This window comes from Caproicibacter fermentans (genome assembly GCF_014303955.1).
GTDB lineage: Bacteria > Bacillota > Clostridia > Oscillospirales > Acutalibacteraceae > Caproicibacter > Caproicibacter fermentans.
In genome coordinates this window covers 2,005,227-2,029,488 of the sequence record NZ_CP060286.1, presented here as the reverse complement: position 1 = coordinate 2,029,488, position 24,262 = coordinate 2,005,227, and the positions used below count along the sequence as shown (strand labels likewise).

The 24,262-nt window shown below is 51.4% G+C and carries 20 protein-coding genes and 6 pseudogenes; 18 read left to right on the top strand and 8 right to left on the bottom strand.

Going from position 1 to position 24,262, the window contains the following annotated elements:
- Positions 1 to 50: 50 nt before the first annotated feature.
- Positions 51 to 1,169 (bottom strand): response regulator, encoded by a 1,119-nt coding sequence (locus tag HCR03_RS09985; protein WP_187034154.1) that lies wholly within the window; start codon positions 1,167 to 1,169, stop codon positions 51 to 53.
- Positions 1,147 to 3,078 (bottom strand): sensor histidine kinase, encoded by a 1,932-nt coding sequence (locus HCR03_RS09980; RefSeq protein ID WP_187034153.1) that lies wholly within the window; start codon positions 3,076 to 3,078, stop codon positions 1,147 to 1,149. Before HCR03_RS09980 ends, HCR03_RS09985 begins: the two co-directional genes overlap by 23 nt.
- Before the next feature lie 254 nt (positions 3,079 to 3,332).
- On the opposite strand from HCR03_RS09980, the gene HCR03_RS09975 reads away from it, so the two are divergent.
- Positions 3,333 to 4,484, top strand: a complete 1,152-nt coding sequence (locus HCR03_RS09975) for a transposase (RefSeq protein WP_187034152.1) — start codon at positions 3,333 to 3,335, stop codon at positions 4,482 to 4,484.
- Entirely contained in the window at positions 4,382 to 4,852 is a 471-nt protein-coding gene (locus HCR03_RS09970) for a transposase (protein WP_187034151.1), read from the top strand. The genes HCR03_RS09975 and HCR03_RS09970 overlap by 103 nt, the downstream gene beginning before the upstream one ends.
- Before the next feature lie 341 nt (positions 4,853 to 5,193).
- Here the strand turns inward: HCR03_RS09970 and HCR03_RS19790 are convergent.
- Together HCR03_RS19790 and HCR03_RS09965 are read right to left on the bottom strand one after the other, a co-directional pair.
- Positions 5,194 to 5,268 (bottom strand): annotated as a pseudogene (locus HCR03_RS19790) (hypothetical protein); the annotation flags it as partial.
- A 116-nt stretch (positions 5,269 to 5,384) separates the two neighbouring features.
- Positions 5,385 to 6,527 (bottom strand): response regulator, encoded by a 1,143-nt coding sequence (locus tag HCR03_RS09965; protein ID WP_187034150.1) that lies wholly within the window; start codon positions 6,525 to 6,527, stop codon positions 5,385 to 5,387.
- A 145-nt stretch (positions 6,528 to 6,672) separates the two neighbouring features.
- Between HCR03_RS09965 and HCR03_RS09960 the strand changes: the two genes are divergently transcribed.
- From HCR03_RS09960 to HCR03_RS20555, 16 genes and pseudogenes are all read left to right on the top strand, one after another.
- Entirely contained in the window at positions 6,673 to 7,539 is an 867-nt protein-coding gene (locus tag HCR03_RS09960; protein WP_187034149.1) for a histidine kinase dimerization/phospho-acceptor domain-containing protein, read from the top strand.
- A gap of 59 nt (positions 7,540 to 7,598) precedes the next feature.
- Positions 7,599 to 8,975: an ATP-binding protein gene (locus HCR03_RS09955; RefSeq protein ID WP_187034148.1), complete on the top strand. Its 1,377-nt coding sequence runs from the start codon at positions 7,599 to 7,601 to the stop codon at positions 8,973 to 8,975.
- A gap of 128 nt (positions 8,976 to 9,103) precedes the next feature.
- Positions 9,104 to 10,372, top strand: coding sequence for an urea ABC transporter substrate-binding protein (urtA, locus tag HCR03_RS09950; protein WP_187034147.1), 1,269 nt, complete (start codon positions 9,104 to 9,106; stop codon positions 10,370 to 10,372).
- 99 nt (positions 10,373 to 10,471) lie between these two features.
- Entirely contained in the window at positions 10,472 to 10,804 is a 333-nt protein-coding gene (locus HCR03_RS20755; protein ID WP_456236867.1) for an ABC transporter permease subunit, read from the top strand.
- Positions 10,777 to 11,376 (top strand): urea ABC transporter permease subunit UrtB, encoded by a 600-nt coding sequence (urtB, locus tag HCR03_RS09945; protein WP_456236866.1) that lies wholly within the window; start codon positions 10,777 to 10,779, stop codon positions 11,374 to 11,376. Before HCR03_RS20755 ends, urtB begins: the two co-directional genes overlap by 28 nt.
- Positions 11,325 to 12,424: pseudogene (gene urtC, locus HCR03_RS20115) on the top strand (urea ABC transporter permease subunit UrtC). Before urtB ends, urtC begins: the two are co-directional and overlap by 52 nt.
- Positions 12,425 to 12,447: 23 nt before the next feature.
- The gene (gene urtD / locus HCR03_RS09935) at positions 12,448 to 13,203 is read left to right on the top strand and encodes an urea ABC transporter ATP-binding protein UrtD (RefSeq protein WP_187034146.1); all 756 of its coding nucleotides are present in this window, start codon (positions 12,448 to 12,450) and stop codon (positions 13,201 to 13,203) included.
- Positions 13,196 to 13,888 carry an urea ABC transporter ATP-binding subunit UrtE gene (urtE, locus tag HCR03_RS09930; protein WP_187034145.1) on the top strand — a complete coding sequence of 231 codons (693 nt, stop codon included), beginning with the start codon at positions 13,196 to 13,198 and terminating at the stop codon, positions 13,886 to 13,888. The genes urtD and urtE overlap by 8 nt, the downstream gene beginning before the upstream one ends.
- Positions 13,889 to 13,974: 86 nt before the next feature.
- Entirely contained in the window at positions 13,975 to 14,277 is a 303-nt protein-coding gene (gene ureA / locus HCR03_RS19785; RefSeq protein ID WP_187034144.1) for an urease subunit gamma, read from the top strand.
- A gap of 27 nt (positions 14,278 to 14,304) precedes the next feature.
- Positions 14,305 to 14,658, top strand: coding sequence for an urease subunit beta (locus tag HCR03_RS19780; RefSeq protein WP_187038092.1), 354 nt, complete (start codon positions 14,305 to 14,307; stop codon positions 14,656 to 14,658).
- Between the two features lie 3 nt (positions 14,659 to 14,661).
- Positions 14,662 to 16,367, top strand: a pseudogene (gene ureC, locus HCR03_RS09915) (urease subunit alpha).
- A gap of 16 nt (positions 16,368 to 16,383) precedes the next feature.
- Complete coding sequence (locus HCR03_RS09910; protein WP_187034143.1) at positions 16,384 to 16,842, top strand: urease accessory protein UreF; 459 nt, start codon at positions 16,384 to 16,386, stop codon at positions 16,840 to 16,842.
- 28 nt (positions 16,843 to 16,870) lie between these two features.
- Positions 16,871 to 17,479, top strand: a pseudogene (gene ureG, locus HCR03_RS09905) (urease accessory protein UreG).
- Between the two features lie 2 nt (positions 17,480 to 17,481).
- Positions 17,482 to 17,661: an urease accessory protein UreD gene (locus HCR03_RS20110; RefSeq protein ID WP_187034142.1), complete on the top strand. Its 180-nt coding sequence runs from the start codon at positions 17,482 to 17,484 to the stop codon at positions 17,659 to 17,661.
- Positions 17,662 to 17,668: 7 nt separating this feature from the next.
- The gene (locus tag HCR03_RS09895; RefSeq protein WP_187034141.1) at positions 17,669 to 18,163 is read left to right on the top strand and encodes an urease accessory protein UreD; all 495 of its coding nucleotides are present in this window, start codon (positions 17,669 to 17,671) and stop codon (positions 18,161 to 18,163) included.
- A gap of 82 nt (positions 18,164 to 18,245) precedes the next feature.
- Positions 18,246 to 18,613 (top strand): annotated as a pseudogene (locus HCR03_RS20555) (alpha/beta hydrolase domain-containing protein).
- Between the two features lie 234 nt (positions 18,614 to 18,847).
- Here the strand turns inward: HCR03_RS20555 and HCR03_RS09890 are convergent.
- From HCR03_RS09890 to HCR03_RS09875, 4 genes and pseudogenes are all read right to left on the bottom strand, one after another.
- Positions 18,848 to 21,059: pseudogene (locus HCR03_RS09890) on the bottom strand (alpha-galactosidase).
- A 15-nt stretch (positions 21,060 to 21,074) separates the two neighbouring features.
- Positions 21,075 to 21,905 carry a carbohydrate ABC transporter permease gene (locus HCR03_RS09885; RefSeq protein ID WP_187038090.1) on the bottom strand — a complete coding sequence of 277 codons (831 nt, stop codon included), beginning with the start codon at positions 21,903 to 21,905 and terminating at the stop codon, positions 21,075 to 21,077.
- 16 nt (positions 21,906 to 21,921) lie between these two features.
- Entirely contained in the window at positions 21,922 to 22,842 is a 921-nt protein-coding gene (locus tag HCR03_RS09880) for a carbohydrate ABC transporter permease (RefSeq protein WP_187034140.1), read from the bottom strand.
- A 59-nt stretch (positions 22,843 to 22,901) separates the two neighbouring features.
- Positions 22,902 to 24,218: an ABC transporter substrate-binding protein gene (locus tag HCR03_RS09875; RefSeq protein ID WP_187034139.1), complete on the bottom strand. Its 1,317-nt coding sequence runs from the start codon at positions 24,216 to 24,218 to the stop codon at positions 22,902 to 22,904.
- Positions 24,219 to 24,262 lie beyond the last annotated feature (44 nt).

Here is a 24,262-nt window from a genome sequence, read left to right as displayed (position 1 = left end):
TCCATGCCCCGCTGCTCCGGCAGCAAAAGCTGGGGATTGCACGTTTGCAGCTATCGGGTGGCTATTTGGTGAAATATGACAAATTTTCGCTCCGGCCTAATTTGTAAATCGCTTTTTAAGATTTTTTCATAAATCCTGTACTGTATTTCAAACTTTTCCCGATTTTCCTGCCGCATATAAAACTCCAGCAGAGAACGGTTGCCCGCTTCGGACAATGGATTGTAATGGATCAATGTGATCAGCAGCCGTTCAATAAGATCAAATTCGCCTGTGCCGTAATAAAACTCCACCATTTTCAGGATAAGCGATTCGTATTTAAGCTCCATTTCCGTCCGGATTTCCTCAGCCCAAATATAATCCTCGCTTTGCAGATAGGCACCGGAATACAGATTCGCCATTGCGTTTGCCTGCTGTATATTAGACGCGTCAATATAAGGATTTCTTTTGATAAATTTGCAAAAATCAATATAATCGCAGACGCCGTCGGCCGCTTTCAGCCTGTAGTTTCCTGAAATTTGAATGGTGTCCCAGCTGATTTGGGCTTCTTCGATTGAACGGCGCAGACGATAAATCGTCACATGAAGAAGGTTTATGGTTTTTTTATCCGTCTTACCGTCAAAAATATTGTGCATCAGCTCATTCCGCGTAACATCCGTTTCAAAATGGCAAATCAGGTAAGCAAACAGCTCTTTCGCGTATCTTGTTGAAAATTTGATCGGTATTTTTTGGGTGTTATCGCTGAAGGTTTCAAAATGATTGAAGCACCGGATCACGGTGTGGTATGCTTCCTCTGCAACGAGCGGTCTTTCCTTTTGCCTGAGAATTTGTTCCATGGTTTTGCGCAGGCGTTTTTCATCGACCGGCTTTAAAATGTAATCCAGAGGATATGCCTGAAACGCCTGAAGCGCGTATTCCGAATACGCCGTGACAAAAACGATAATAATCCCGTAACACAAGTCCTGAATTTTAAGCGCAAGTTCCAGACCGTTCGTCCCCGGCATATCGATATCGAGGAAAATCAAGTCCGGCCTGATTTCTTCCACTCTTTCCAGCACGGTGCGGGAATCCTGAATCTTTGCCGCAATCGTAACCGTTTTGTATTTTTCTAACTGGTACTCCAACTCTTCCAGAGCGGGCAGTTCGTCGTCAACCAAGATTGCTTTCAGCATTGTATCGACCTCCATTTAACGGCAGTTTCATAGATACATCCAAACCGCCGGTATCCCTGTTTTGGATGCAAAGCGAGATATGATAAATTTTTTTGAGTCTTCGCGTAATATTATAAATACCGACACCTCTTCCGGATTCTTCCCCGGCGATCAATTTTTCGATCCGCTCGGGAGGGATTCCATCCCCGTCATCCATCACCCCTATTTTCACGGCGTCACCGACTCGTTTGACATACACCAATATGTTTCCTCCATCCGGTTTAGGCCGTATGCCGTGAATCACCGCGTTTTCAACTAACGGCTGCAAGATAAGAGGAGGTACCCTGACAGATTGATCGTCAATATCATATCGGACCTTAAGCCGATCCCCAAATCGTGCCTGTTCCAAAGAAAGATAGGACCGAATAAACTCCAGTTCTTTTTCAATCGGTATCATATCCTCCAGATTTTTAAAATCGAAGCATCCGCGCAGATAGCTGCTGAATTCTACCAGAAGCTCCTGAGAACGCGGAACATCTTTTCGCGAAATCGACAGGATTGTATTTAATGCGTTGTGAATAAAATGAGGCCGGATTTGGGAATTTAGAAACTTTAATTCCGATTTTCTCTCCCGTTCCAAAGAAGCTTGGAGCTGTAGCAGAGTCTCCTCTTTTTTGCGGATGGTCTCGGCAAAGCTTTCCGCCAATACATGCGCCTGCCCCAGCAGCATGAGGAAAAACCCGATCGGAGTAAGCTCAAGCAAGCCTGCATTCACAATATTATTCTGAAACAGGATGTCAAAGACGCAGCACTCCAACACAACGAGGCCGCCGGTCATAATCAGCGCAGCATGGATTCTGTCTCGAAAAACCGCGGCGCACATTCGGATGAAAAGATAGCCGGAGATGATAAAAATCATTATTTCTATCCCGTAAATCAGACTGGTAAAAAAAGAAACGGGCGTCAATAGAGTCAAAGCCGTCATAAAAACAGCATAACCCGTGAATATTTTTAAAGCCTTTTGATGGATTTCATCAGGGAACAGTTTCTGAAACAACAGCCCCAATAGGATCGGAATCCAGTACAGCGTCATGTAATCCGCCCGAATAATCGCTGAAAAGCCGAGAAAAGGGAAAAAGGTCTTGAAAAGATAACTGCCGTGCAGTAAGGTCCGCACCGCGATCATTCCGCAAAGAGCCGAGAAAAAGATATGACTTTTCTCCCGCCTGCGAAAAAAGAAAAGGGAGCCGTATATAAACGCCATTACAAAAAAGCTGCCTAATAAAAACGAATCCCGGAAAAGAAGAAGGTCGCGGCTCGATTCGATGCGCTTCGGAGTACCCAGGTACAGCGTCCCCCACATACCGCCGCGCGCATAGGTATAATTGGAGACTTGAATAATCATGTCAAGGCTGTTGCCGGAAGGGGTAAAGCAAACCTGATTCAGGCGGTATTCCGGTTTCCCATCCTTTTCGTATGCAGAAACAACGCCGTTGGCCGCCAGCAGTTTCCCATCTATGTAAATTCGGTAAGCAGTCGAAAAGGTCGGAATCCAAAGAGCCAGCGGTTCCCCTTTCCGAATGCCGGTAACATGAAGCCGATAGGTGCCAAAGCCGGTTCCACCCAATCCTTTTCCATTGATCCGATACCGGTTCCAGACTTTAGGCGCCGTCACAAGCAAATCCGGCTTTACGCCCTCCCGCAGCTCCTTGTCGGTCACCAGCCGCTTCCAGTAAAACTCCCATTCGCCCGTCAGGGATACCAGATTTCGATCCGGCTGCTGTTCCCAATCGGACAAATCAATTCTTCCACCCTGAACCGAAAGCCTTCTGTCCGTTTCCCAATGAACATAAAAAAGAAGGGCTGTAAATGAAATTCCGATGATAAGCGCAATCAGGCCAAAAGAAATAACTTGTTTTTTATGTTTCATGATTCTTGTATTCTCAAATAAAATTGACTCTCCGAAAATTTTCTTTTTTATTATACATTTTTTAACATATGTTTTCAAATTTTTAAAAAAGGAACGGGGGTGTTGCAAAACGGCACGAAAAAAAAGTCGGAGCAACCATACGAAAAGGTATTGGCAGCTCCGGCTTTTTGCTTTAAAATTTAGTTGTGAAAAAAAATAAAAAGCTTTTAGAGCATAACAGATTTGAGCGAAAAAATCAACAGTTGACGCTCCCAATGGATATGGAAATAACAATACCGCAGGATGATCCGGTACGGCTTGCCAGCGCGCAGCTTGAGGAACTGGATTACAGGGAACTGTATCGCGCCTATTCTTCACAGGGAAGGAAATCGGCGGCTGAACCCCGGATCATCTTTGAGGTATTGGTGTACGGTTACATGTGCGGCATCTACTCGACGCGAAAGCTGGAGGAGGCCTGCCGGAAACGCGTGGACTTCATGTGGCTGCTCAATGGAGAACCGGTGCCGGACTACAGCACGTTTGCGAGGTTTCGCACCGGACGCACCAAAGAAGCGGTGGAAGATTTGTTTTACCAATTTGTCCGGCGCCTGGAACAGATGGGCGAGACGGAGCACGACGAGGTATTCATCGACGGCACCAAGCTGGAGAGCCGGGCGAACCGCTACACGTTTGTCTGGCGCAAGACGACGGAGAAATATTTGGCCAAGGTGAAGGATGCCGTGCGTGAGGAATTTGAAAGCCGTGGAATTTCCGGCAATGTGACCCTGAAAAAGTTCCGTGAATTGGTAAAATCGGAAAAGGCGGCCTGTGAGAAAAACGGAATTCATTTTGTACATGGAGCCGGTCGCCGCAAGCCGCCCCGGCAGCGGGCGTATGAGAAGATTTTTACATTGCTGGAAAAGTGGGAGGGCTATGAGAAGAAGCTGTTTTTAATGGGAAACAGTCGTAACAGTTATGCCAAAACAGATCCGGATGCCACCTTTATGCATATGAAGGAAGACCATATGCGCAACGGGCAGCTCAAACCGGGCTACAATGTGCAGATTGCCGTGAACAGCGAGTACATCACAGGCGCCGCGGCTTTTTCGAACCGGACGGACAGCGGGACGCTGCGACCCTTTTTGCGCAGACTCGAACAGCAGCATGGGGAACGCTACCGGGATATTGTGGCAGACGCGGGCTATGAAAGTCTGGACAACTACCTGTATCTGGAGGGAAACGGGCAGACCAGCTTCATCAAACCCATCAACTACGAAGCACAAAAAACAAAAAGTTCAGGCAGCAGATCGGCCGCCGGGAGAATATGCAATATGACGAACAGCAAGACTGCTACGTCTGCGCGGCCGGCAGAAAGCTTCTTTTCCATCACGAAAGTACGCAGCGGAATCGGCAGGGATATTTCCTAACGACGGCGTATTACCGGTGCGATAGCTGCGTCGGCTGCCCGTGCCGTGAAGCTTGCTGCAAGGCAAAAAGCGGCACGCCGAAAGAGCTGAGAGTGAAAACGGATTTGGTTCGCCTGAGTGACGATTCCCGGAAAAACATTAAAACCGAACGTGGAATTACGCTTCGGATGAACCGCTCTATCCAGGTGGAAGGGGCCTTCGGCGTTCTGAAAAGCAACCACAAATTCAAGCGCTTTCTTACCCGGGGCCGGGCAAACATTTCAACGGAGCTTTACCTTTTGTGCATGGGCTACAACTTGAACAAGCTCTGTGCGAAATGCAACACAGGAAGGCTAAAAACACATTTGTTTTGCCTTCAAAAAGAGTAGATTCCAGAAAAACAGAAAATGATTGATTTTTCAGCTTCGCTTTACGGCGGAGCTTAGCATTGCTATTCCTATTTCGACGATTTGTCTCGCAAAGTTTTCAACAAAAGCTTCGTATTTAGATCACTTTTCAACATAAAAGGGGGTGTTGCAAAATTTTCATTTTGCAACACCCCCTTAGTCAAGCCCCCGGCTTGCCGGGGGTCCTGACTTCAAGCATATTTTCAACAAGCCTATTATAGCCTTATATTTCTTATGCGGTTTCTTTACCATTAATTGCCGTACCCTTTCCGGCGCAATATCAATGTTGCCGTCATTCCAGCGGCTCAATTTCCACAAATGGTTCATTTTTGACCGCCATTATTCCACGCCGTGTACAGTTCTTCCTCGTGGATTACAGCCCAAGCCTGTACAAGTTTAGTTGCTTTATAGGCAAACTTCCAGCCGGCAGCTCTCCTTCCACACCTACTGACGCTTAATTAGGTGATATCTGCAAGCATCTCGTTGCCGTGTTTCTGGCAATCCGCAACGGAGATTATGAAAAGACACGGGAAGATTGTTCGGATAACTTTTCCCGGTACATAGAAGAGGATTCCCTGCGAAGGGGAAGCCGGAAACAAATCGTCGCGCCCTTTCCGACTTCCCCCGTTATCCAGACGACCCCTCCGTGCCGCTGAACGATCCGCTGCACAATGGCAAGGCCCGCACCGGTTCCCTCAAATTCACTTTGGGAATGGAGGCGTTGAAATACCTTGAACAGCTTGTCCGAGTAACGCATATCGAAGCCGGCTCCGTTGTCGCGCGTGGAGACCGTGACCGTATCGGCGTCGCAACTTGCCCCGACTTCGATGACGGCTTTCTCTTTTTTTCGGGTGTACTTGATCGCGTTCGACAGGATATTGGCAATCAGCTCCCGCATCATCAGGCGGTCTGCCTGCACGCGGGGGATTTCCCCGACGGAAAACCGGATTTTCCGGTTGGGTGCGGCAAGCGTCAGTTCGCCGAATACCTCGCGGAATAAAGCCGAGAGGTCGACAGTTTCGAACTTGAGACTCCTGTTGCTGAACCTTGCGAATTCCAAAAGGCGGCTCACCAGTGTGACCACGTCGGACGATTTATCCTGAATGTGCCCGATCAGTTCCCGACCGTCTTTATCAAGCCGGTCGTAATAATCCTCTGTGAGATATTCGGTGAGCTTCTGGATAGAAAGCAGGGGAGCTTTTAAATCGTGTGCGACCGTGTAACAGAAGCTGTCGAGTTCCCGGTAGGAATCCTCCAACACCTTCGCCTGGCGGCGTATTTTAATATGCGCGTTTACCCTTGCCAGCAATTCCACGGATTTAAAAGGCTTTGTCACGTAGTCCTGCGCCCCGAGTCCAAAGGCTTTTTGGATGCTCGTTTCATCGTTGCTGGCCGTAAAAAAAATGATCGGGATTCCCGAAGTTTCCTCATCGGCTTTGATCCTCCGGCATACTTCGAACCCGTCCATTTCCGGCATATAGACATCGAGGAGAATGAGGTCTGGCGTCGATTTTGACAGCAGTTCAAGGGCCCTTTTGCCGTCACGGGCGACCTGCGTTTTCAGGCCGTTCCGATACAGCAGATGGGCTATGGCTTCCAGCTGCTCCGGCGAATCGTCTACGATAAGAACAGTACTTTTGGTCGTTCCGGTATCCATTGTTATCTCCGTTTACTGTTTTCCGAATTTTAAAAAATGCAGACCCGATTGAAATTTTACAGATTTGCATTTATAATGAGTGATAAAGTTTGGCAGGAAAATCTTCCTCATTATAGTACGGCCATCACCTTCTCCCGTGGAGCAGATGTTGCTTGCCAATGCGAAAAAGCACTCGGATGATCTGACCGAGACCGAACGCCACTCCATGCGGCTCGTCCTCGAATCCAAGGGATTTGCGCAGAATTCCATTACGCAAAAGGAGGTGAGCAATTACCGGCTCGACACAAAGGAGGAGAAACTATCCAATCAAGACAAGCTTGAAAAAGCCAGGGCGATAATGTTCGACACCAACTACCAAACCGCAAAGGACAACATCATGTCGCCGATTGCAAAATTCCAGGCGGTGATGAACCAGCGGCTCGCCAGGGAGATGGAAGCCGCCCAGAAAAATACCGAACAGGCTGCCGCCATGCAAATGGTGCTTTCGGTTTTTGTGATCATCGCGATCGGCGTCATTCTCCGCCTCTTTTTCCGGCAGGTCACGAGTCCGATTCAGAATTACGCCCTGAGTCTGCAAAAGATCGACAGCAGCAGCGAAAATTTCCATCTAAGTCCCAAAGGAACGCGGGAAATTCGTATGCTTGCGAATAATTTCAACAAATTGTACGCTTCCATTCAAAGCGAAATCCGGCTGCGCAGAAAAGCGGAACAGATCATGCGTGAAGCGAAGGAGGAGGCCGAGCGCGCGAATCGGGCAAAGAGTGAATTCCTCGCCAGCATGAGCCATGAAATCCGCACGCCGATCAACGCCATCACCGGCTACGGCTATCTGCTCAAAAGCAGTGAGCTGAATCCGAAACAGGCCGGGTATGTGGAGCGTGTGAATCTTTCGGCCAAAAATCTGCTTTCCATCGTCAACGATATCCTTGATTTTACGAAGATCGAAGCGGGAAAACTTTCCTTGGAAGAAATTCCGCTGGACCTCTCGGCATTCTTCACGATTGCTGCGTAATGCTTGAGGTGGAAGCGCTCCGGAAAGGACTTTTTCTGCATCTGGAAGCGGGAAGAAACTTGCCACGGTTCATCATCGGAGATTCGACAAGGCTTCGCCAGGTCCTTCTGAATCTTTTGGGGAATGCCGTAAAATTCACGGCAAAGGGCGGAGTGACGCTGAAAGTGGAAACCGAAGGACGGTTTCGGGACGGCGTCCGGCTTCGTTTCAGCGTAATTGACACCGGCATCGGCGTCACCGAAGAGCAAAAGTCACGCCTGTTTGAGGTCTTCACGCAGGGCGACGCCTCCACGACTCGGAAATACGGCGGAACCGGGCTTGGACTTGCCATCAGCAAGCAGATTGTGGAGCGGATGGGCGGCAGGATCGGCATCGAAAGCACACCCGGCCAAGGCTCCGATTTTTACTTTACCATCACTGTGAAGGAAACGGACACGATGCCGGGACAGGAGGAGGGAACCGATCGGAAAACGATCCGTCCGTGCCTGAAAAATCGCCGCACCCTGTTGGTGGAAGACAACGACATCAACCGCGAGATGACTTTGGAGATTCTATCCAACATCGGCGTGAAGGTGGATCTTGCGCCGGGAGGGGAGGAAGCCGTGAAAAAGGCCGCAGCAGAAGATTACGACATGATCTTTATGGATATCCGCATGCCCATCGTCGACGGATATGAGGCGGCGCGCAGAATCCGGGCGGCGGAAGAGGAGCACGCAAAGAAGCGCACACTGATCGTTGCGCTTTCTGCCGACGCGGTCGAGGGCGTGAAGGAGAAGGTGCTTGAGGCTGGAATGGACCTTTACCTGACCAAGCCCCTCGATCCGGACAAAATCTTCGGCGCGGTTTCGCATTATTTTCCCGAAGCGGTGGTGGAAACATCCGCAAAGGCCGAAACCTTCGAGACGGATCTGCCCGATTCGGATATTCTGGACGTGCGTGCCGCGCTGAAACGTCTGGGCGGCAGCCGAGCCACCTACCGCCGCATCCTTTCCAAATTCGCCGCCGACAACAGGGATACCGCGCAAAGTATTCGCCGGTGCGTCGGAGAAGGCGACGCCGCCGGCGCCCGGCAGATCGCGCACGATTTAAAGGGAATCGGCGGTTACCTCGGTTCCGATCTTCTTGTGAAAGAAGCGAAAAGCTTTATCCAGGGGATTGACGAAGGCTCCGGCTTTTCCTACCTGCCGCTCTGCGAGGCCCTTGTACTGACCGTGGAGGAATCGGCGAAAATCAGCTCCGTAATGACCGGGGATACCGAACCGGAAACGCCGGTTTCGGCGGTCACGGAACCCGTTCCCTACCGGAGGCTGACGGCGCTGTTTGAGAACGGCGAAGTAAGAAAAGCGGTTAGCAATGCAATGGCGCATGCACCCGAGTACCCGGACTGGGGAAAGGCGGTGTATGCGTTTTTTGTTGCCCGGGCGGCGGAGCCGTGAATGTCTCAGGCTTCCCGGCGTCGGGCGTTAACCGTTGGGTTCCAAAGGATTTGAAAGCGGCCGCAATGAAAATCCAAAGCGGGATCCTACAGAAATCATGCAGCAATGAGGGAAGAAGGCACAGAGAAATGAATCCAGTCCAGAATTTCAGTTTGAAGCGAACCGCTTCGGCGGTTGCAGCAGCCGCAGTGATTGCCGGCACGCTCGGAGGCTGTCAGGGCTCCGCGCTGAGCGGCGGTTCCGCCAGTTCTGCGCCGTCCAGTCAGACTTCTGCATCGGCGGGCGGCACCATCAAAGTCGGTGTTCTTCATTCGCTGAGCGGCACGATGGCAATCAGCGAAGTGTCCGTGCGGGACGCCGAGCTGATGGCGATTGACGAGATCAATGCGAAAGGCGGCGTGCTGGGCAAAAAGCTGGTGCCGGTCATTGAGGACGGCGCGTCGGATCCCCAGACCTTCGCGGAGAAGGCCAAAAAGCTTTTGCAGAACGACAAAGTCGCGACGATCTTCGGCTGCTGGACTTCCGCAAGCCGCAAGGCGGTAAAGCCAGTGGTGGAACAGAACAACGGACTGTGGTATCCGGTCCAGTATGAGGGAATGGAGCAGTCGCCCAATATCTTCTACACGGGCGCCGCGCCGAACCAGCAGATCGTCCCTGCGGTGGAGTGGCTGCTGAAAAATAAGGGCAAAAAATTCTTCCTGCTTGGTTCGGACTATGTTTTCCCGAGGACCGCCAACAAGATCATCAAAGCGGAACTCAAGGCGGAAGGCGGAACGGTTGTCGGCGAGGAATACACCCCGATGGGGAACACCGACTACAGCACGATAATCAACAAGATCAAGGCGGACAAGCCGGACGTCGTTTTCAACACGCTCAATGGCGACAGCAACGTAGCCTTCTTTAAACAGCTTAAGGATGCCGGAATTTCTTCCTCCGACCTTGCCACGCTTTCCGTCAGTATCGCCGAAGAAGAAGTCAAGAGCATCGGCACCGCAAATATGAAGGGCCATTATGTGTCGTGGAGTTATTACGAAACCACCGACACCCCCGAAAACAAGAAGTTTGTGGCCGACTACAAGGCGAAGTACGGCAGCAGCCGTGTGACCGACGACCCGATTGAAGCGGGTTACAACGCGGTTTATCTATGGAGCCGAGCCGTTGAAAAGGCGGGCTCGGTCGATGTGGACAAGGTCAAGGCCGCGGCGAAAGGCCTGAAGTTTGATGCGCCGGAAGGTAAAATCACGATCGACGGCGACAACCAGCACCTGTATAAGTCGGTCCGCATCGGGGAGGTTCAGGGCGACGGCTCCATTAGGGAGGTCTGGAGCACACCGTCCGCGATCAAGCCGGATCCGTACCTGAAAACATACAGCTGGGCCAAGGGCCTCAGCAATTAAGCTGTCGGCGGCCGATCATCTTTGGCGGCGTCCTTGGGTGCTCTCTCTGGAAAACAGAGAGGGTGCCCTGAGCCGTATTGCCGCAGGAAGGGATTGAATATGGGAACTTATCTAACGCAGATCTTCAACGGTATCAGCGTGAGCTCCATCTATCTGATGGCGGCGCTCGGACTTTCCATCACGTTCGGCCTGATGAAGGTCATCAACATGGCGCACGGCGAGTTTATCATGATCGGCGCCTACAGCGCTTTCCTGGTGCAGAATGTTTTTTTGAGCTGCTTCAGCGGTGCTTTTTCCGTTTATTACCTTGTTGCAATTCCGGTTTCGTCTCTGATTGCCGGCGCGATCGGCTACCTGCTTGAAATTCTGGTCATCGCCACCTGTACGGGCGTCCCCTCGACAGCTTGCTTGCCACCTGGGGCGTCAGCCTGATTCTGCAGCAACTGGCCCGGACCATTTTCGGCGCCCCCAACGTTGACGTGAAAAGCCCGGACTGGCTCAACGGCGGCATTCAGGTTGCGGCGGGATTCCAGATTCCGTATAAACGGCTTTTTATCCTTTTTCTGGTCGCGCTGTGCATGGCGGGCGTCTATCTGCTTTTATACCGCACGTCCTACGGCCGCAGAATCCGCGCCGTGATGCAGAACCGTGAAATGGCCGCCAGCCTCGGCATTCCTGCGCGGAAAGTGGATGCGTATACCTTCGCGCTCGGCTCCGGCCTCGCCGGAATCGCGGGCTGCGCACTCGCGCTGCTTGGTTCTATCGGGCCGACGCTGGGAACCAATTACATCGTTGACACCTTCATGGTCGTCGTCCTGGGCGGCATCGGCAGGCTTGCCGGCACCGTGGCGGGCGCGAGCATCATCGGCATGGGCGACACGGTCTTCGAATTCCTAACCGACACGACAATGGCAAAGGTCCTCATTTTCGCAGTCGTCATTTCGTTCCTCCAGTGGAAGCCGAAGGGTCTGTTTTCAATCCACAGCCGTGCGCTGGACGAATAACCGGGGGTGGTATCAGTGAACTTATTATCAAAATATCTAATGAAAAAAGGCGGCCGGCTTTTGCGCTGGTTGTCATCCTCCTTGCGATTGCCCCGTTCTTTCTTTCCATATTTCACGTTAATCTGCTCGGCAAGTTTATTTCCTACGCGATTCTGGCGCTCGGCATCGACCTTATCTGGGGCTACACGGGCATTCTCAGCATGGGGCACGGCGTTTTCTTCGGGTTAGGCGCCTACTGCTTTGCCATGTATTTAAAGCTGGAATCCTCGGGATTTAAACACCCCGATTTCATGGTGTGGAGCGGCCTTTCTTCCCTGGCGTGGTTCTGGAAGCCTTTCGCAAATCCCGTTTTCGCCGTGCTCATGGCGCTTGCCGTTCCCACGCTGCTTGCGTTTGTCATCGGGTTCCTTACCTTTAAAAACCGGATTCAGGGAGTCTATTTCTCCATCTTGTCGCAGGCGCTCGCCGTCATTTTCAGCGTTCTGTTTGTCGGACAGCAGGCCTACACGGGCGGAACCAACGGCATCACGGACTGTAACACGATTTTCGGCCACAGCCTTTCCACCCCGCTGACGAAGGTGACGCTGTACTACATTGCACTGACGCTCCTGGTCGCCGCGTTTCTCCTCTGCGACTTTATCGTCAGCAGCAAAACGGGGAAAACAGGGTGCGCTTTTCAGGGTACGACCCGGCGGGCTACAAGGTTTTCGTCTACTGCGTTTCGGCGCTGCTGGCGGGGGTAGCTGGCGCAATCTATTTTCCTCAGGTCGGCATTATCTCCCCGACGGAAATGAGCATTACCGCCTCGATTGAAATGGTCATCTGGGTCGCGATCGGCGGCAAAGGCAGCCTGATCGGTGCGGTAATCGGCGCGGTTCTGGTCAATTCTCTGAAGAGCGGCATCAGCGACACCTTCCCGGACTTTTGGTCGTATTTTATCGGCATCGCATTCGTTTTAGTCGTGCTTTTTATGCCGAATGGAATTGTCGGGAAAGTCAAGGCATTCACATTCAAAAAGAAAATCGGGCTTTCCGAAACCGGCAAGTAACTTCCAAAGGGAGGAATCCATTTATGAGCGACACCATCTTATCATTGGAAAATATTTCGGTCACGTTCGACGGCTTCAAAGCCATCCAGAATGTCAGCACGAAGATCCGGCAGGGCGAACTCCGCTTCTTCATCGGTCCCAACGGCGCGGGGAAAACCACGCTGCTCGACGTCATCTGCGGCAAGGTCAAGCCCGTGAGCGGCAGTGTGGTTTTCAAAGGCAGGAAGATCCTGAAGAAAAAGGAAAATGAGATCGTCAACATCGGCATCGGCAGGAAATTTCAAGTCCCTTCCGTTTTCGCCAGCCTCACGGTTTACGAAAACATGCAGCTTTCCTGCGCTCCCCGGAAGACGCTGCTGAATTCCCTTCTCGGCAGGGAAACTCCCTGTGAAAAAGAGGCCATTGGAAAGGTCCTTGTCAAGACGGGGCTCGCCGACTACAAGAATGAAATCGCGGGAACACTTTCCCACGGGCAGAAACAGTGGCTTGAGATTGCCATGCTCCTCGTCACGGGGCACAGCCTACTGCTGATGGATGAACCGGTCGCCGGCATGGGCCGGGCCGAAACGGACAAGACGGGTGAACTGCTGCGCGAGGTTTCCAAAACCTGTTCCATCATCGTCGTGGAGCACGACATGGAATTCGTGCGCAACTTTGCAAGCAGCGTCACGGTGCTGCATGAGGGAAAGGTGCTCTGCGAGGGACCCATGGAAAAAGTGCAGAATGATCCGCGCGTCATTGACGTTTATCTGGGAAGAGGGGGAGAAGTGGATGCTTAAAGTCAATGATCTGCATGCCTGTTATGGGGAGAGCGAAATCATTTCCGGCGTCGACCTGCAGGTGGACGAGGGCAAGGTGGTCTGCCTGCTCGGGCGCAACGGGGTGGGCAAATCCACTTTTCTGAAAAGCATCATGGGCCATGTCCGGACTCCGTCCGGCACGATTGAATTCAACGGCAGCCGGATTGAAAAACTCGCGCCGCACAAGCGCGCCCGCGCCGGAATCGGGTATGTACCGCAGGGCCGCGACATCTTTCCCCAGATGACGGTCCGGGAAAACCTGCTTCTCGGCCTGGAAGTCCGCGGCGGCAAGGGGGATGTCGAACACCGCATCTTCGAGCTGTTCCCGGTCCTGAAGGATATGCTCGGCCGCATGGGCGGCGACCTGAGCGGCGGCCAGCAGCAGCAGCTCGCCATTGCGCGCGCGCTCGTGGCCCAACCGGCGCTTTTGATCCTCGACGAACCCACCGAAGGCATCCAGCCGTCCATTATACAGGAGATCGGCCGCGTCATTACCCGCCTGAAAAAAGAGGGGAATATGATGATCTTCCTCGTGGAACAGTACCTGGAGTTTGTCCTCGATATCGCCGATTACTGCTATGTGATGGAAAAGGGCCGCATCGTTCTGGACGGGGCCATGGGGGAGCTCAGCGTCGACGAGATCAAAAAACGCATTGCAATTTAATTTTAGCGCTGTACTTTTGTCAGGACGGAATACCGCCCAAGCGTTTCACAAATTGAGCTTCGCCTCTGGAAGGGGAGAGTAGAAAGATGCATCTTACACCGAAAGAAACCGATAATCTCATGCTGCACTTCGCGGGGCAGCTTGCCCGGGAACGCCGGGGTCGCGGCCTGAAACTCAATTATCCCGAAGCCATAGCTCTCATCAGCTCCGAACTGATGGAGCGTGTGCGCGACGGCATGAGTGTGGCCGAAGTCATGAATTACGGTTCCCACATTCTTACGGCCGACGACGTCATGGAGGGCGTGCCCGAAATGGTGCATGAAGTGCAGATTGAGGCGACTTTCCCGGACGGCACAAAGCTTGTGACCGTCCACGATCCGATTCGATAGGAGGTCTTTTGCCATGATACAGGAGAAATCATTCCGAAAAAGGGCAATGTCGAACTCAACAGCGGCAGGCCGACCGTCACCCTGTCGGTCATGAACACAGGCGACAGGCCGATTCAGGTCGGGTCGCATTTTCACTTTTTCGAAGTGAACCGGGCGTTCTCCTTCGACCGCAGAAGGGCGTTCGGCATGCGGCTCGACATCCCTTCCGGGACCGCCGTCCGGTTTGAACCCGGCGAGGAAAAAGAGGTCACGCTGACCGCGATCGGCGGGGCGCGCAGGGGGTTCGGCCTGAACAATCTGACGCGGGGCAGTCTGGACGACGAGTCCGTGCGGGAAGCCGCGTTTCAGGCGGCCGCGCAGCGTGGATTCAAGGGGGTGTGAGGCATGGGCTGTGAAATTTCCAGAAAGAAATACGCCGACATGTACGGTCCGACGACAGGCGACAAGGTACGGCTGGCCGACACGGAGCTTGTCGCGAAAGTAGAGAAGAATTACACGGTGTACGGAGACGAGGCCAAATTCGGAGGCGGCAAGTCGCTGCGGGACGGCATGGGCCAGTCGTGTACGGAACAGGATGTGCCGGACCTGGTGATTACAAACGCGCTGATTATCGACTATACGGGCATTTATAAGTCGGACATCGGCATCAAGGACGGGACGATCTGTGGCATTGTAAAATCCGGCAACCCGGATACCATGGACGAAGTGACGCCCGGGCTCGTGTTCGGCGCGGGCACGGAGGCGCTCGCAGGGGAAGGGCTAATCGTCACGGCGGGCGGGATGGATTCGCACATCCATTTCATCAGTCCGCAGCAGATTGAAACCGCTTTGGACAGCGGTATCACGACCATGTTCGGCGGAGGCACCGGCCCGGCGGACGGAACCAACGCGACCGCCTGCTCGCCGGGCGTGTGGAACATCCAGAAGATGCTGGAGTCCGCCGAGGCTTATCCGATGAATCTCGGTTTTCTGGGCAAGGGCAATTCCGCCGACCCTGCCACTTTGAGGGTCCAGGTGGAGGCGGGCGCCGCGGGACTCAAGCTCCACGAGGACTGGGGATGTACCCCCGCCGTAATCGACGCCAGCCTGTGCGTGGCGGACGAATACGATGTGCAGGTGGCGATCCACACTGATACCCTGAACGAGGCCGGCTTTGTCGAGGACACCGTGAATGCCATCGCCGGGCGCACCATACACACCTATCATACGGAGGGCGCGGGCGGCGGCCATGCGCCCGATATCATCCGCATGGCGTCGTTCCCGAATGTATTGCCGTCTTCGACGAACCCGACCATGCCGTTTACCAAAAACACGCTGGACGAGCATCTGGATATGCTGATGGTCTGTCATCACCTGGACCGCAATGTGCAGGAGGATGTCGCCTTTGCCGATTCGCGCATTCGGCCAGAGACGATCGCGGCGGAGGACGTATTGCACGACATGGGGATTTTCAGCATGATGAGCTCGGATTCGCAGGCGATGGGGCGCGTGGGAGAAGTTATCATCCGCACCTGGCAGACGGCGGACAAAATGAAAAAGCAGCGCGGCTCCCTTCCAGGGGATACCGACTGCGACAACAACCGCATTAAGCGCTACATCGCAAAATACACCATCAACCCGGCAATCACGCACGGCATTTCGAAATACATCGGCTCGGTGGAAGTCGGCAAATTTGCCGACCTTGTGCTTTGGCGCCCCGACATGTTCGGCGTGAAGCCCGAGATGGTATTAAGGGCGGATTCATCGCCGCTTCGCGCATGGGCGATGCCAACGCCTCCATCCCGACCCCGCAGCCGGTCCTTTATCGCCGGATGTTCGGGGCGTTCGGCAGGGCTGTATCCAAAACCAGCATCACCTTTCTGTCCCAGGCAGCCATTAGCGGCGGCGTTCCGGAAAAACTGGGCCTGCAAAAGATCATGCTGCCGGTTTCGGGGTGTCGGAGGATCGGGAAGAAGGACATGCGTCACAACAGCCGCATGGGAGATATCCGGGTGGACCCCGAGACCTACACGGTTACCGTGGACGGCGAAGTAGTTACCTGTGACGCCGCGGAGGAGCTTCCTCTCGCCCAGCGGTATTTTCTTTTCTGAAACGGAGGCAGTATCCATGCAATTCAACGGAGTGATTGGCAATCTGGACAAAATGGAGAAATCCGAACAAGACGGCAGGGAGATCGACTTTGCGCCGGTCGACTGGTTCGACACCGAAAACATGGGAGTCTCGTGTCTCGACCACTACGCCTCTCTGGTGGCGGAAAACAAAGCGTTCGGACAGTACGCCGCGGCCTTTGGCATTTATGCGAACGGTCAGGGCGTCGAAAGCTCGGACGCCATTTCCGTGTTCGCCTACAGCCAGTGTTCCGCCGTCGTCACAAACTGCGTGAAGCTCATCCCTTTGAGCCAGATGGACGGGCAGAGGATCCTTTACCGGTTTCTACCGGAAGTTTACCGGCACGCGAAACTCGCTCACAGCGTTTCCGAAGACGATATAGGGCTGTCGCTGCCGGGGCTGGACATCCGCGCCATGCAGCACGAACGGCTTTTTACCCGGCAGTTTATTTCATAGTATAGAATGTGAAGAGGAGAAGTTTGAGATGTCCTATGTAAAAATCGGAGTCGGCGGGCCGGTCGGCTCCGGAAAAACAGCGCTGATCGAGCGCCTGACGCGAAAAATGCATGAAGATTACAGCATCTGTGTTGTGACCAACGATATCTATACCAAAGAGGATGCGGAATTTCTCACCCGCAACTCTGCCCTTCTGGCGGAGCGTATTGTGGGCGTGGAAACAGGCGGGTGTCCGCACACCGCGATCCGGGAGGACTGCTCCATGAATTTGGAAGCAGTGGAGGGAATGGCGGAAAAGTTCCCGGATGTTTAGATTATTTTCATTGAAAGCGGCGGCGACAATCTTTCCGCCACCTTCAGCCCGGAGCTCGCCGACGCGACCATCTATGTCATCGACGTGGCGCAGGGAGACAAGATTCCCCGAAAAGGCGGCCCTGGCGTCACGCGCTCCGATCTTCTCGTAATCAACAAGACGGACCTAGCTCCGTATGTCGGTGCTAGTCTGGAAGTCATGGAGCGCGACTCACGCCGCATGAGGGGAAGCCGGCCTTTTCTCTTTACGAACCTGATGAATTTAGACGGAGTGGATGACGTGATCCGCTGGATCAAATCCAATGTGCTGCTTGAGGGAGTCTGATCATGAGAGGAAGTCCCGGCGGTATGATAGAGCTCATGGTGATGAACGCTTCCGCCGGAATTCTGGAAGGCGACGATTACCGGGTCGGCATCCACGCCGGCAGCGGCAGCCGCGTTTTGATAACGGACCAGTCCTATACGAAAATTTTAATACGGGAAACGGCTCCGCCAGAAAGACGGTAACGCCATAGTGGAAAAGGGTGCCCTGCTGGAGTATCTTCCGAAACCGGTGATTCCGTTCCGAAACAGCAATTTTTCGACCGTTACAAAAATTGATATTCAGGAGGGAGGAAGTCTCGTTTATCGCGATAATTTTTCCTGCGGACGGATTGGAATGGGAGAAAAATTCGCTTTCTCCCGCTATACCTCTCTTCTGGATATCCGCTGCGCAGGCCGCATAATTCTGCATGAGAACATCCACATGGAGCCGGAAAAGTTGCGGCCCGATTGCCTCGGGGTTTACGAGGGCTTTACGCACCAGGCCGAACTGTTCTTCTTGGGGTGCCTGTGCCCGGACGAGGAATCGTGTGTGCAATTGCTCGCCGCGATTCCCGATCTTGAGTTCGGTTTGACGCGAACGTTGGCATCCGGCCTGATACTGCGGCTTCTGGGTAAAAGCTCGGATCGGCTGGAACGGGTCTGTGACGCCGTACTCAGATGCGCCATATCCGCGACATCGCCATAAGAAGGGTGGGCCGGCTGCTTGGTGACAAGACAAAGGATTCGCATCCCAGGATGATTTTCATTTATAAATATATGTGTGTGGAATGCTGGAAAAATTGCATATTTGGGCAGTGGAAGGTATTTCGCCAGAAACGGCGCCTCTGCCGGAGCGTGAAAACGGAACGCTCCGGCGCGATGAATTCGGCAATGCCCTCGGCGGCTTCCGTACACCGTTCACAGAAGTCCCCTTGCCAGTTATGTCGCCAGCAACCCAGAGGATCCGGAGGGAATCTGCGGGAAAATAACTTATTTTACATCCCGTCAGGTGAATGACAGATACGGTTCTCCAAAACATTATGTAGAGTTATTTACCCAAGAGGTAAATAAACAGGTAGCTGACAGGTGGATTTCCCCGCAAGACGGCCAACGGATGTGCAGGTGGTGCCGGCAGGCAGTTGAAAAACTTCGATGAACGCGTTGAGTACAGAATATGTACGAATATGCAATTGTTTGTTGCCGTCGAAGAGGGTGACTGCGAATGACCTTAAAGGCTATAAGCCCGGCTTTTTCCGAATCTATTACTGCGGCAGGGGGAAGTGATCCCTCTGCCGCAGCTTTTTAGCATATGTTAATGGTTCCCAGCAGTTAGCAGCCGCTGCGGCCCTGGAAAGGTCTTCTTCGGTAGGTCCGGAGTTCATTCTTCGAATTACTTTTCCTTGAAGGAATTAATTTCAAATAATACTGAAGAAAAATCCCCCCCGTAACAAAAATCCTTCGGCTGCAAAACAACACCGATTTCCATCAGTTCGTCACCGCCATACAAACAGCTCATATCTCCATTGATACAATAGCGCTGGCTTGGATCAAGTCCTGCCAGCCTGAGACGGTCCCACCCAATGTTAGAATGGTTTAGGATCTGGAAATATGCTGCCACTGCGCTGGATTGGTCTGATGAAACCACAATCCAAGCAGTGTCATTCCCCCTCAAACGGACTGCGCAGCCGCCAAAAAGTACCGAACTGAAGTAACCGGCGGTGCTTTTTTACAAAATCGATTTGTGTGTGAATGATATCCAACTCATCCGGACCCAGGGCATTCAGGTCCAGTTCATAGCCAAATACACCAAACATTGCCACATTGGCACGTGTCTCCAACGGGGTAACTCGACCAACCTGTTTGTTTGGTACCATGGACACATGTGCGCCCATACTGCTTAAAGGATACACAAACGAGGTTCCGTATTGGATTTTTAAACGCTCTACGGCGTCAGTATTATCGCTGATCCATCCCTGCGGCGCAAAATACAGCATGCCGGGGTCAAAACGCGCTCCACCGCTGGAACAGGATTCAAACAATAAGTTTGGAAACTCACTGAGCAGCCTTTCATAAAGGCAATATACACCGAGTATGTACTGATGAAAAACCTTTCCCTGTTCACAGGGGAGCTTTGCTATAGAATAACATTCAGATAGATAGCGGTTCATATCCCATTTAATATACGAGATTTTGGAGGTAGAAAGTAGTCGGTAGAGCATACCATGAACGGCATCTACAACTTCCGGACGCGAAAAATCCAACACGTGCTGATGGCGGCTCGGCGAAGAGCTTCTCTGAGGAGCGTGCAGGATCCAGTCCGGATGGGACCGATACAGGTTGCTATCCATATTGACCATTTCCGGCTCAATCCATAACCCAAACTTCATCCCAAGCGCTTCAATCTTATCCGCCAGACCGGCAATACCATCCGGCAGTTTTTCTCTGTTGACAACCCAGTCACCAAGACCTGCGTCATCATTGCTGCGCGTACCAAACCAGCCATCATCCAATACAAAAAGTTCTATGCCGACCTTTTTTGCAATTGCGGCAATTCGCAGTATTTTTGCTTCGTCAAAGTCATACTCTGTTGCTTCCCAGTTGTTGATTAAAACGGGGCGTTCCCGATCGCGCCAAACGCCCCGTACCAGCCGCTTTCCATACAAATGATGATAGGTTTGACTCATTTCGTTCAGGCCGTTGCCGGAATAGACCAAGACAGCTTCCGGCGTTTGAAACGATTCCCCAGGTCTTAGCCGCCAGGAGAATGTCTCCGGGTGAATTCCGATTATAGCCCGTGTCATTCCATGGGTATCCACTTCTATTTGGGCGAGAAAATTACCGCTGTAGACGAGGCTGAAAGCATACACTTCGCCTTGGAATTCGTTCGAATCAGGGCGTTTAAGAGCAAAAAAGGGATTGTGCTCCGCACTGCTATTTCCGCGCGTACTGCTGATGCTTTGAATCCCCTGTTCAAGACGCCGCAGTTTTACATGCCTTTCCCGGCTCCAGGCGCCGGAAAGCTGGACCATCTCGAAATTTGCATCCGGCAAATCAAGACACGCACTCATGGCACGCTCCAGCGTAAGAATTTGTGACCCTGCATTTATAAACCTTGCATTGCGTGCAATTGCCGGAAATCCGGAAAAAATGGTATAGGTCAGTACGAGCTTTGCGTGATCGACCTTATCTTCCAGCGTAATCTCCAGCGTATCCGCTTCTTCATCCGACTCCGTATAGGTGGCCGGAAGCCCTTCAAGCGGTTTTTTCCCCGGGTAAATCGTATGAGAAACATACTGAAAGTCTGATATGATACTCCCGTTTTCCTGCACAATGCGAAACGCCGGATCATGAAAATCTCCAGTACCATAGGAAGGATATTCCTGTGCTGTATATTGCAGGCTGATGGAAGAACCTTCCCGTATATAAACCGCTAAAGATCGCTGGCAGCCTGGTAAAAGGTAAGAAAAAGACTCCTTATCGGCAATCTTTTTCCCATAGTAAAGCATTCCAAGCTGGCCGTTTTCTAAAATCTGAATTAGATAACTGATTTGTTCATTATATAGATGAAACTCCTGTGATGATTTGTGATATATGATCGGCATAATATCCTCCACGCCTTATAACTTTCCACCCGAAGTGGCAATACCCTGAATGAACTGTTTTTGAAAAATTATGTAGATTAACAGCATCGGCCAGATCGCCAAAACAGCGGCTGCCATCAACTGGGGATAATTTACCGTATAAGCGCTCTGAATTTTTGCCAGCGCGGAGGCAAGGGTTGCGGCGTTGATATCGGAGTTGACAATCATCGGCCACATCATGTCTTTAAACGCAAACAAGGCTGTAAAAATTCCGAGTGATACCAGCCCGGAACGCGTGAGCGGCAACATGATGAACAGAAATGTCTGCCCAATATTACACCCGTCCAACCTTGCGGCCTCTTCCAGATCCTTGGGCAAGCCCAAAAAGAACTGTCTTAAGAGGAAGGTTCCAAAAGCACTCACCAAACCGGGGAACACAAGGGCGAAAATCGTATTACGCGCGCCCAGTTTGTCAATCATCAAATACTGCGGAATTATGAATATCTGGGTGGGAATCATCATCTGAAACAGCACGAGGCCAAACATCGCATCTCTGCCCGGAAAATGCAGTCTGGCAAACGCGTAGGCAGCCATCGCACTAAATAAAACCGCGCACAATACCCGCAGCGCCATCATCATAAATGTGTTAAAATACAGTTGAATAAAATTGTTTTCCCCTATAACTTCCTGATAATTTTGATACTGCCATTGTTTGGGGAAAATAACAAACGGATTTATTTGGGTGGATTCCGCTACGGTTTTAAAAGAGGTAAGCAGCATCCAAAGAAACGGGAGTATCATCATAGCCGCGCCAAGACAAAGTACGACATAAATCAGCACGGTAGCTTTTTTGCTTCTTGATTTCATTGCCTGTTGCCTCCTTTTAGTTGTAGTTGACCCACTTTTTCTCAATTTTTAATTGAATCGCTGTAATAATCATAATAATGATAAGCAGAAGGACAACAATTGTCGAGCCATAGCCCTTATCCGAATATTTAAAGGAATGGTTATAGAACAGGTAAACAAGGGATACCGTTGAATTATAAGCCGGGCTGGTAACATCGATCATCATATAAATAAAATCAAAGACCTGCATGGCTTGAATAATGGCGGTAACGGTGACAAAAAACATCGTTGGTGAAATAAGCGGGATGGTAATTGTCAAAAATTTGCGGACCGGCCCTGCACCGTCAATGTCACTGGCTTCGTAGTAATCCTTTGGAATTTCCTGCAAACCAGCCAATAGAAGCACCATGTCGTAGCCAATTGAACTCCAAATTCCAATAACAGCAATAGAGACAAGCGCTATATTCGGATCATTGATCCAGTCTTGCGAGGGCAGGCCAACGGAGGTCAGCACATGGTTGATCAGGCCGAACTGCTTATTGTAAAGCCATTTCCATACCATTGTGACTGCCGCGGGTGCAGCAACCATAGGAATGAAATAAATGGTACGGAATACCGATTGTCCATGTACCTTTCCATCCAGCCATACAGCCAGTATCAGTGAAATGATAATGGTAACCGGTACGACGGAAAGCGTATACAGAAGCGTATTAGCCACAGCACCCCACACCTGCGTATCCGCAAACATCTTTGTATAGTTTGCGAAACCTACAAAGATGTTTCCTTTTCCAAAATCTCCGCTTTTATAAAAGCTTAGGACAAAGGTTTGTATGATAGGGATGATATTAAGTGCTATAAGGCCGATAATAGTCGGAGCTATGAAAAACCAACCCCAGCACCATTCATTAACAGCTTTTTTTGAACAACTTTTTCTCTTTACTGCGGATACGGATGTCATTCTGTGTGTCCCTCCCAATAAAATCGCGGCAGCCTTACGGTTGCCGCGATTTTGTAGCGCTACTCGGCGGCAAGCGCCTCGTTCATTTGTTTCGCGGTGTTCTGACAAGCCTGTTTCACAGTCTGTTTCCCTGTAAAGCAAGGCTTCAAGGTTTCATAAGCTCTATCTTCCCAAGCTGTTGTCTTATTAGAATACGGACGGATAACTGCGTACTTCACCATGTCGATAAAAGATTTCACATGGAATGTTTTGTTTGAGCTTACCCAAAGATCAGCCGCACCGTTATAGGCGGAAATAGCTACGCCGAGCTTTGCCTGCTCTTCCTGAGCTTCTTTCGTACTGAGATATTCAACAAACCTCCAAGCTTCTTCGGGGTGTTTTGTATTGGCGGAAATAGCATTGCCAAGGCCGTTGAAGATAGTTGCTCGGGTTTTGCCCTGCGGAAGAACGGTTACGTCAAAATTCTTCGCCATGTACTGATTCTCCGCAAAACCGGACAGGTTCCAGGAACCGAAGAATCCCATTGCGCAAAGTCCGTTCTCCATCGCCTCCGCGCGTTCTTTGTCGCCGAAAATCTGCGGGGAAAGTTTCTCTCTGATAAACTTCGTATAATATTCCATTGCCTGGATGGTAGCCGGATCATCGTAACCGGACTTTTTCTTATCGTCCGAAATCACTTTACCATTATTCTGATAGATGAAGTTATAAAAACCTTCCTGATTATGTAACGGAGTCAGAATTCCATATACGCCGTTTTTGGTGAGTTTTTTTGCGGCGTTATAAAGGGTATCCCAAGTCCATGTCTCATCGGGGTACTTCAGGCCGGCCTTATCGAACAGAGTCTTGTTGTACCATAGGCCGATAGTATCGTAGTCCTTCGGAACTGCATATTGTTTGCCGCTGATGTTATAAATCTTTGAAAGCTGATCCGGATAATCGGAAAGTTTGAACTTGTCGGACTTGGAAATCCGGTCAGTCAAATCAAGCAGCATGCCGTTGGAACCGTAGCGATAAATTTCGTTGGAATGCATCCAGAACACATCCGGTAAAGAACCGCCTGTCGCCCCCGCCTCCAGCATGGTCCAGTAATCACTCCAACCGGTAACATTGATTTTAATTTTGATACCTGGATTGGCAGCTTCAAAGTTATCTGCAATTTTGCGTAATCCCTTTTCCTGATTGCTGTCCCAGATGGCAAAATTGAGCGTAACATTTTCAGCAGATGGTGTGGAAGATGCCGCGGAAGACGAAGAAGACGCAGCCGGGGCGGCGGTGTTATGTGCTGCACTTGAAGCTGCGGAACTGCTTCCGCAACCCGCCATTGTACCCGCCAGCACAGCGGCAGCCAATGCCAGCGGCAAAAGCTTCTTTTTCATAGTATACGTTCCTCCCTTTATATTAAACTGTTAATAGTATAAGG

Bases quoted from the DNA above. Each gene is read 5' to 3' on its own strand.
- urtA (WP_187034147.1), top strand. From the start codon at position 9,104: ATGAATCCAGTCCAGAATTTCAGTTTGAAGCGAACCGCTTCGGCGGTT.
- HCR03_RS09970 (WP_187034151.1), top strand. From the start codon at position 4,382: ATGCAATATGACGAACAGCAAGACTGCTACGTCTGCGCGGCCGGCAGA.
- HCR03_RS09980 (WP_187034153.1), bottom strand. From the start codon at position 3,078: ATGAAACATAAAAAACAAGTTATTTCTTTTGGCCTGATTGCGCTTATC.
- urtD (WP_187034146.1), top strand. From the start codon at position 12,448: ATGAGCGACACCATCTTATCATTGGAAAATATTTCGGTCACGTTCGAC.
- urtE (WP_187034145.1), top strand. From the start codon at position 13,196: ATGCTTAAAGTCAATGATCTGCATGCCTGTTATGGGGAGAGCGAAATC.
- HCR03_RS09910 (WP_187034143.1), top strand. From the start codon at position 16,384: ATGCAATTCAACGGAGTGATTGGCAATCTGGACAAAATGGAGAAATCC.
- HCR03_RS09960 (WP_187034149.1), top strand. From the start codon at position 6,673: ATGTTGCTTGCCAATGCGAAAAAGCACTCGGATGATCTGACCGAGACC.
- ureA (WP_187034144.1), top strand. From the start codon at position 13,975: ATGCATCTTACACCGAAAGAAACCGATAATCTCATGCTGCACTTCGCG.
- HCR03_RS20110 (WP_187034142.1), top strand. From the start codon at position 17,482: ATGAGAGGAAGTCCCGGCGGTATGATAGAGCTCATGGTGATGAACGCT.
- HCR03_RS09875 (WP_187034139.1), bottom strand. From the start codon at position 24,218: ATGAAAAAGAAGCTTTTGCCGCTGGCATTGGCTGCCGCTGTGCTGGCG.
- HCR03_RS09975 (WP_187034152.1), top strand. From the start codon at position 3,333: ATGGATATGGAAATAACAATACCGCAGGATGATCCGGTACGGCTTGCC.
- HCR03_RS09965 (WP_187034150.1), bottom strand. From the start codon at position 6,527: ATGGATACCGGAACGACCAAAAGTACTGTTCTTATCGTAGACGATTCG.
- HCR03_RS09885 (WP_187038090.1), bottom strand. From the start codon at position 21,905: ATGAAATCAAGAAGCAAAAAAGCTACCGTGCTGATTTATGTCGTACTT.
- HCR03_RS20755 (WP_456236867.1), top strand. From the start codon at position 10,472: ATGGGAACTTATCTAACGCAGATCTTCAACGGTATCAGCGTGAGCTCC.
- HCR03_RS09985 (WP_187034154.1), bottom strand. From the start codon at position 1,169: ATGCTGAAAGCAATCTTGGTTGACGACGAACTGCCCGCTCTGGAAGAG.
- HCR03_RS09880 (WP_187034140.1), bottom strand. From the start codon at position 22,842: ATGACATCCGTATCCGCAGTAAAGAGAAAAAGTTGTTCAAAAAAAGCT.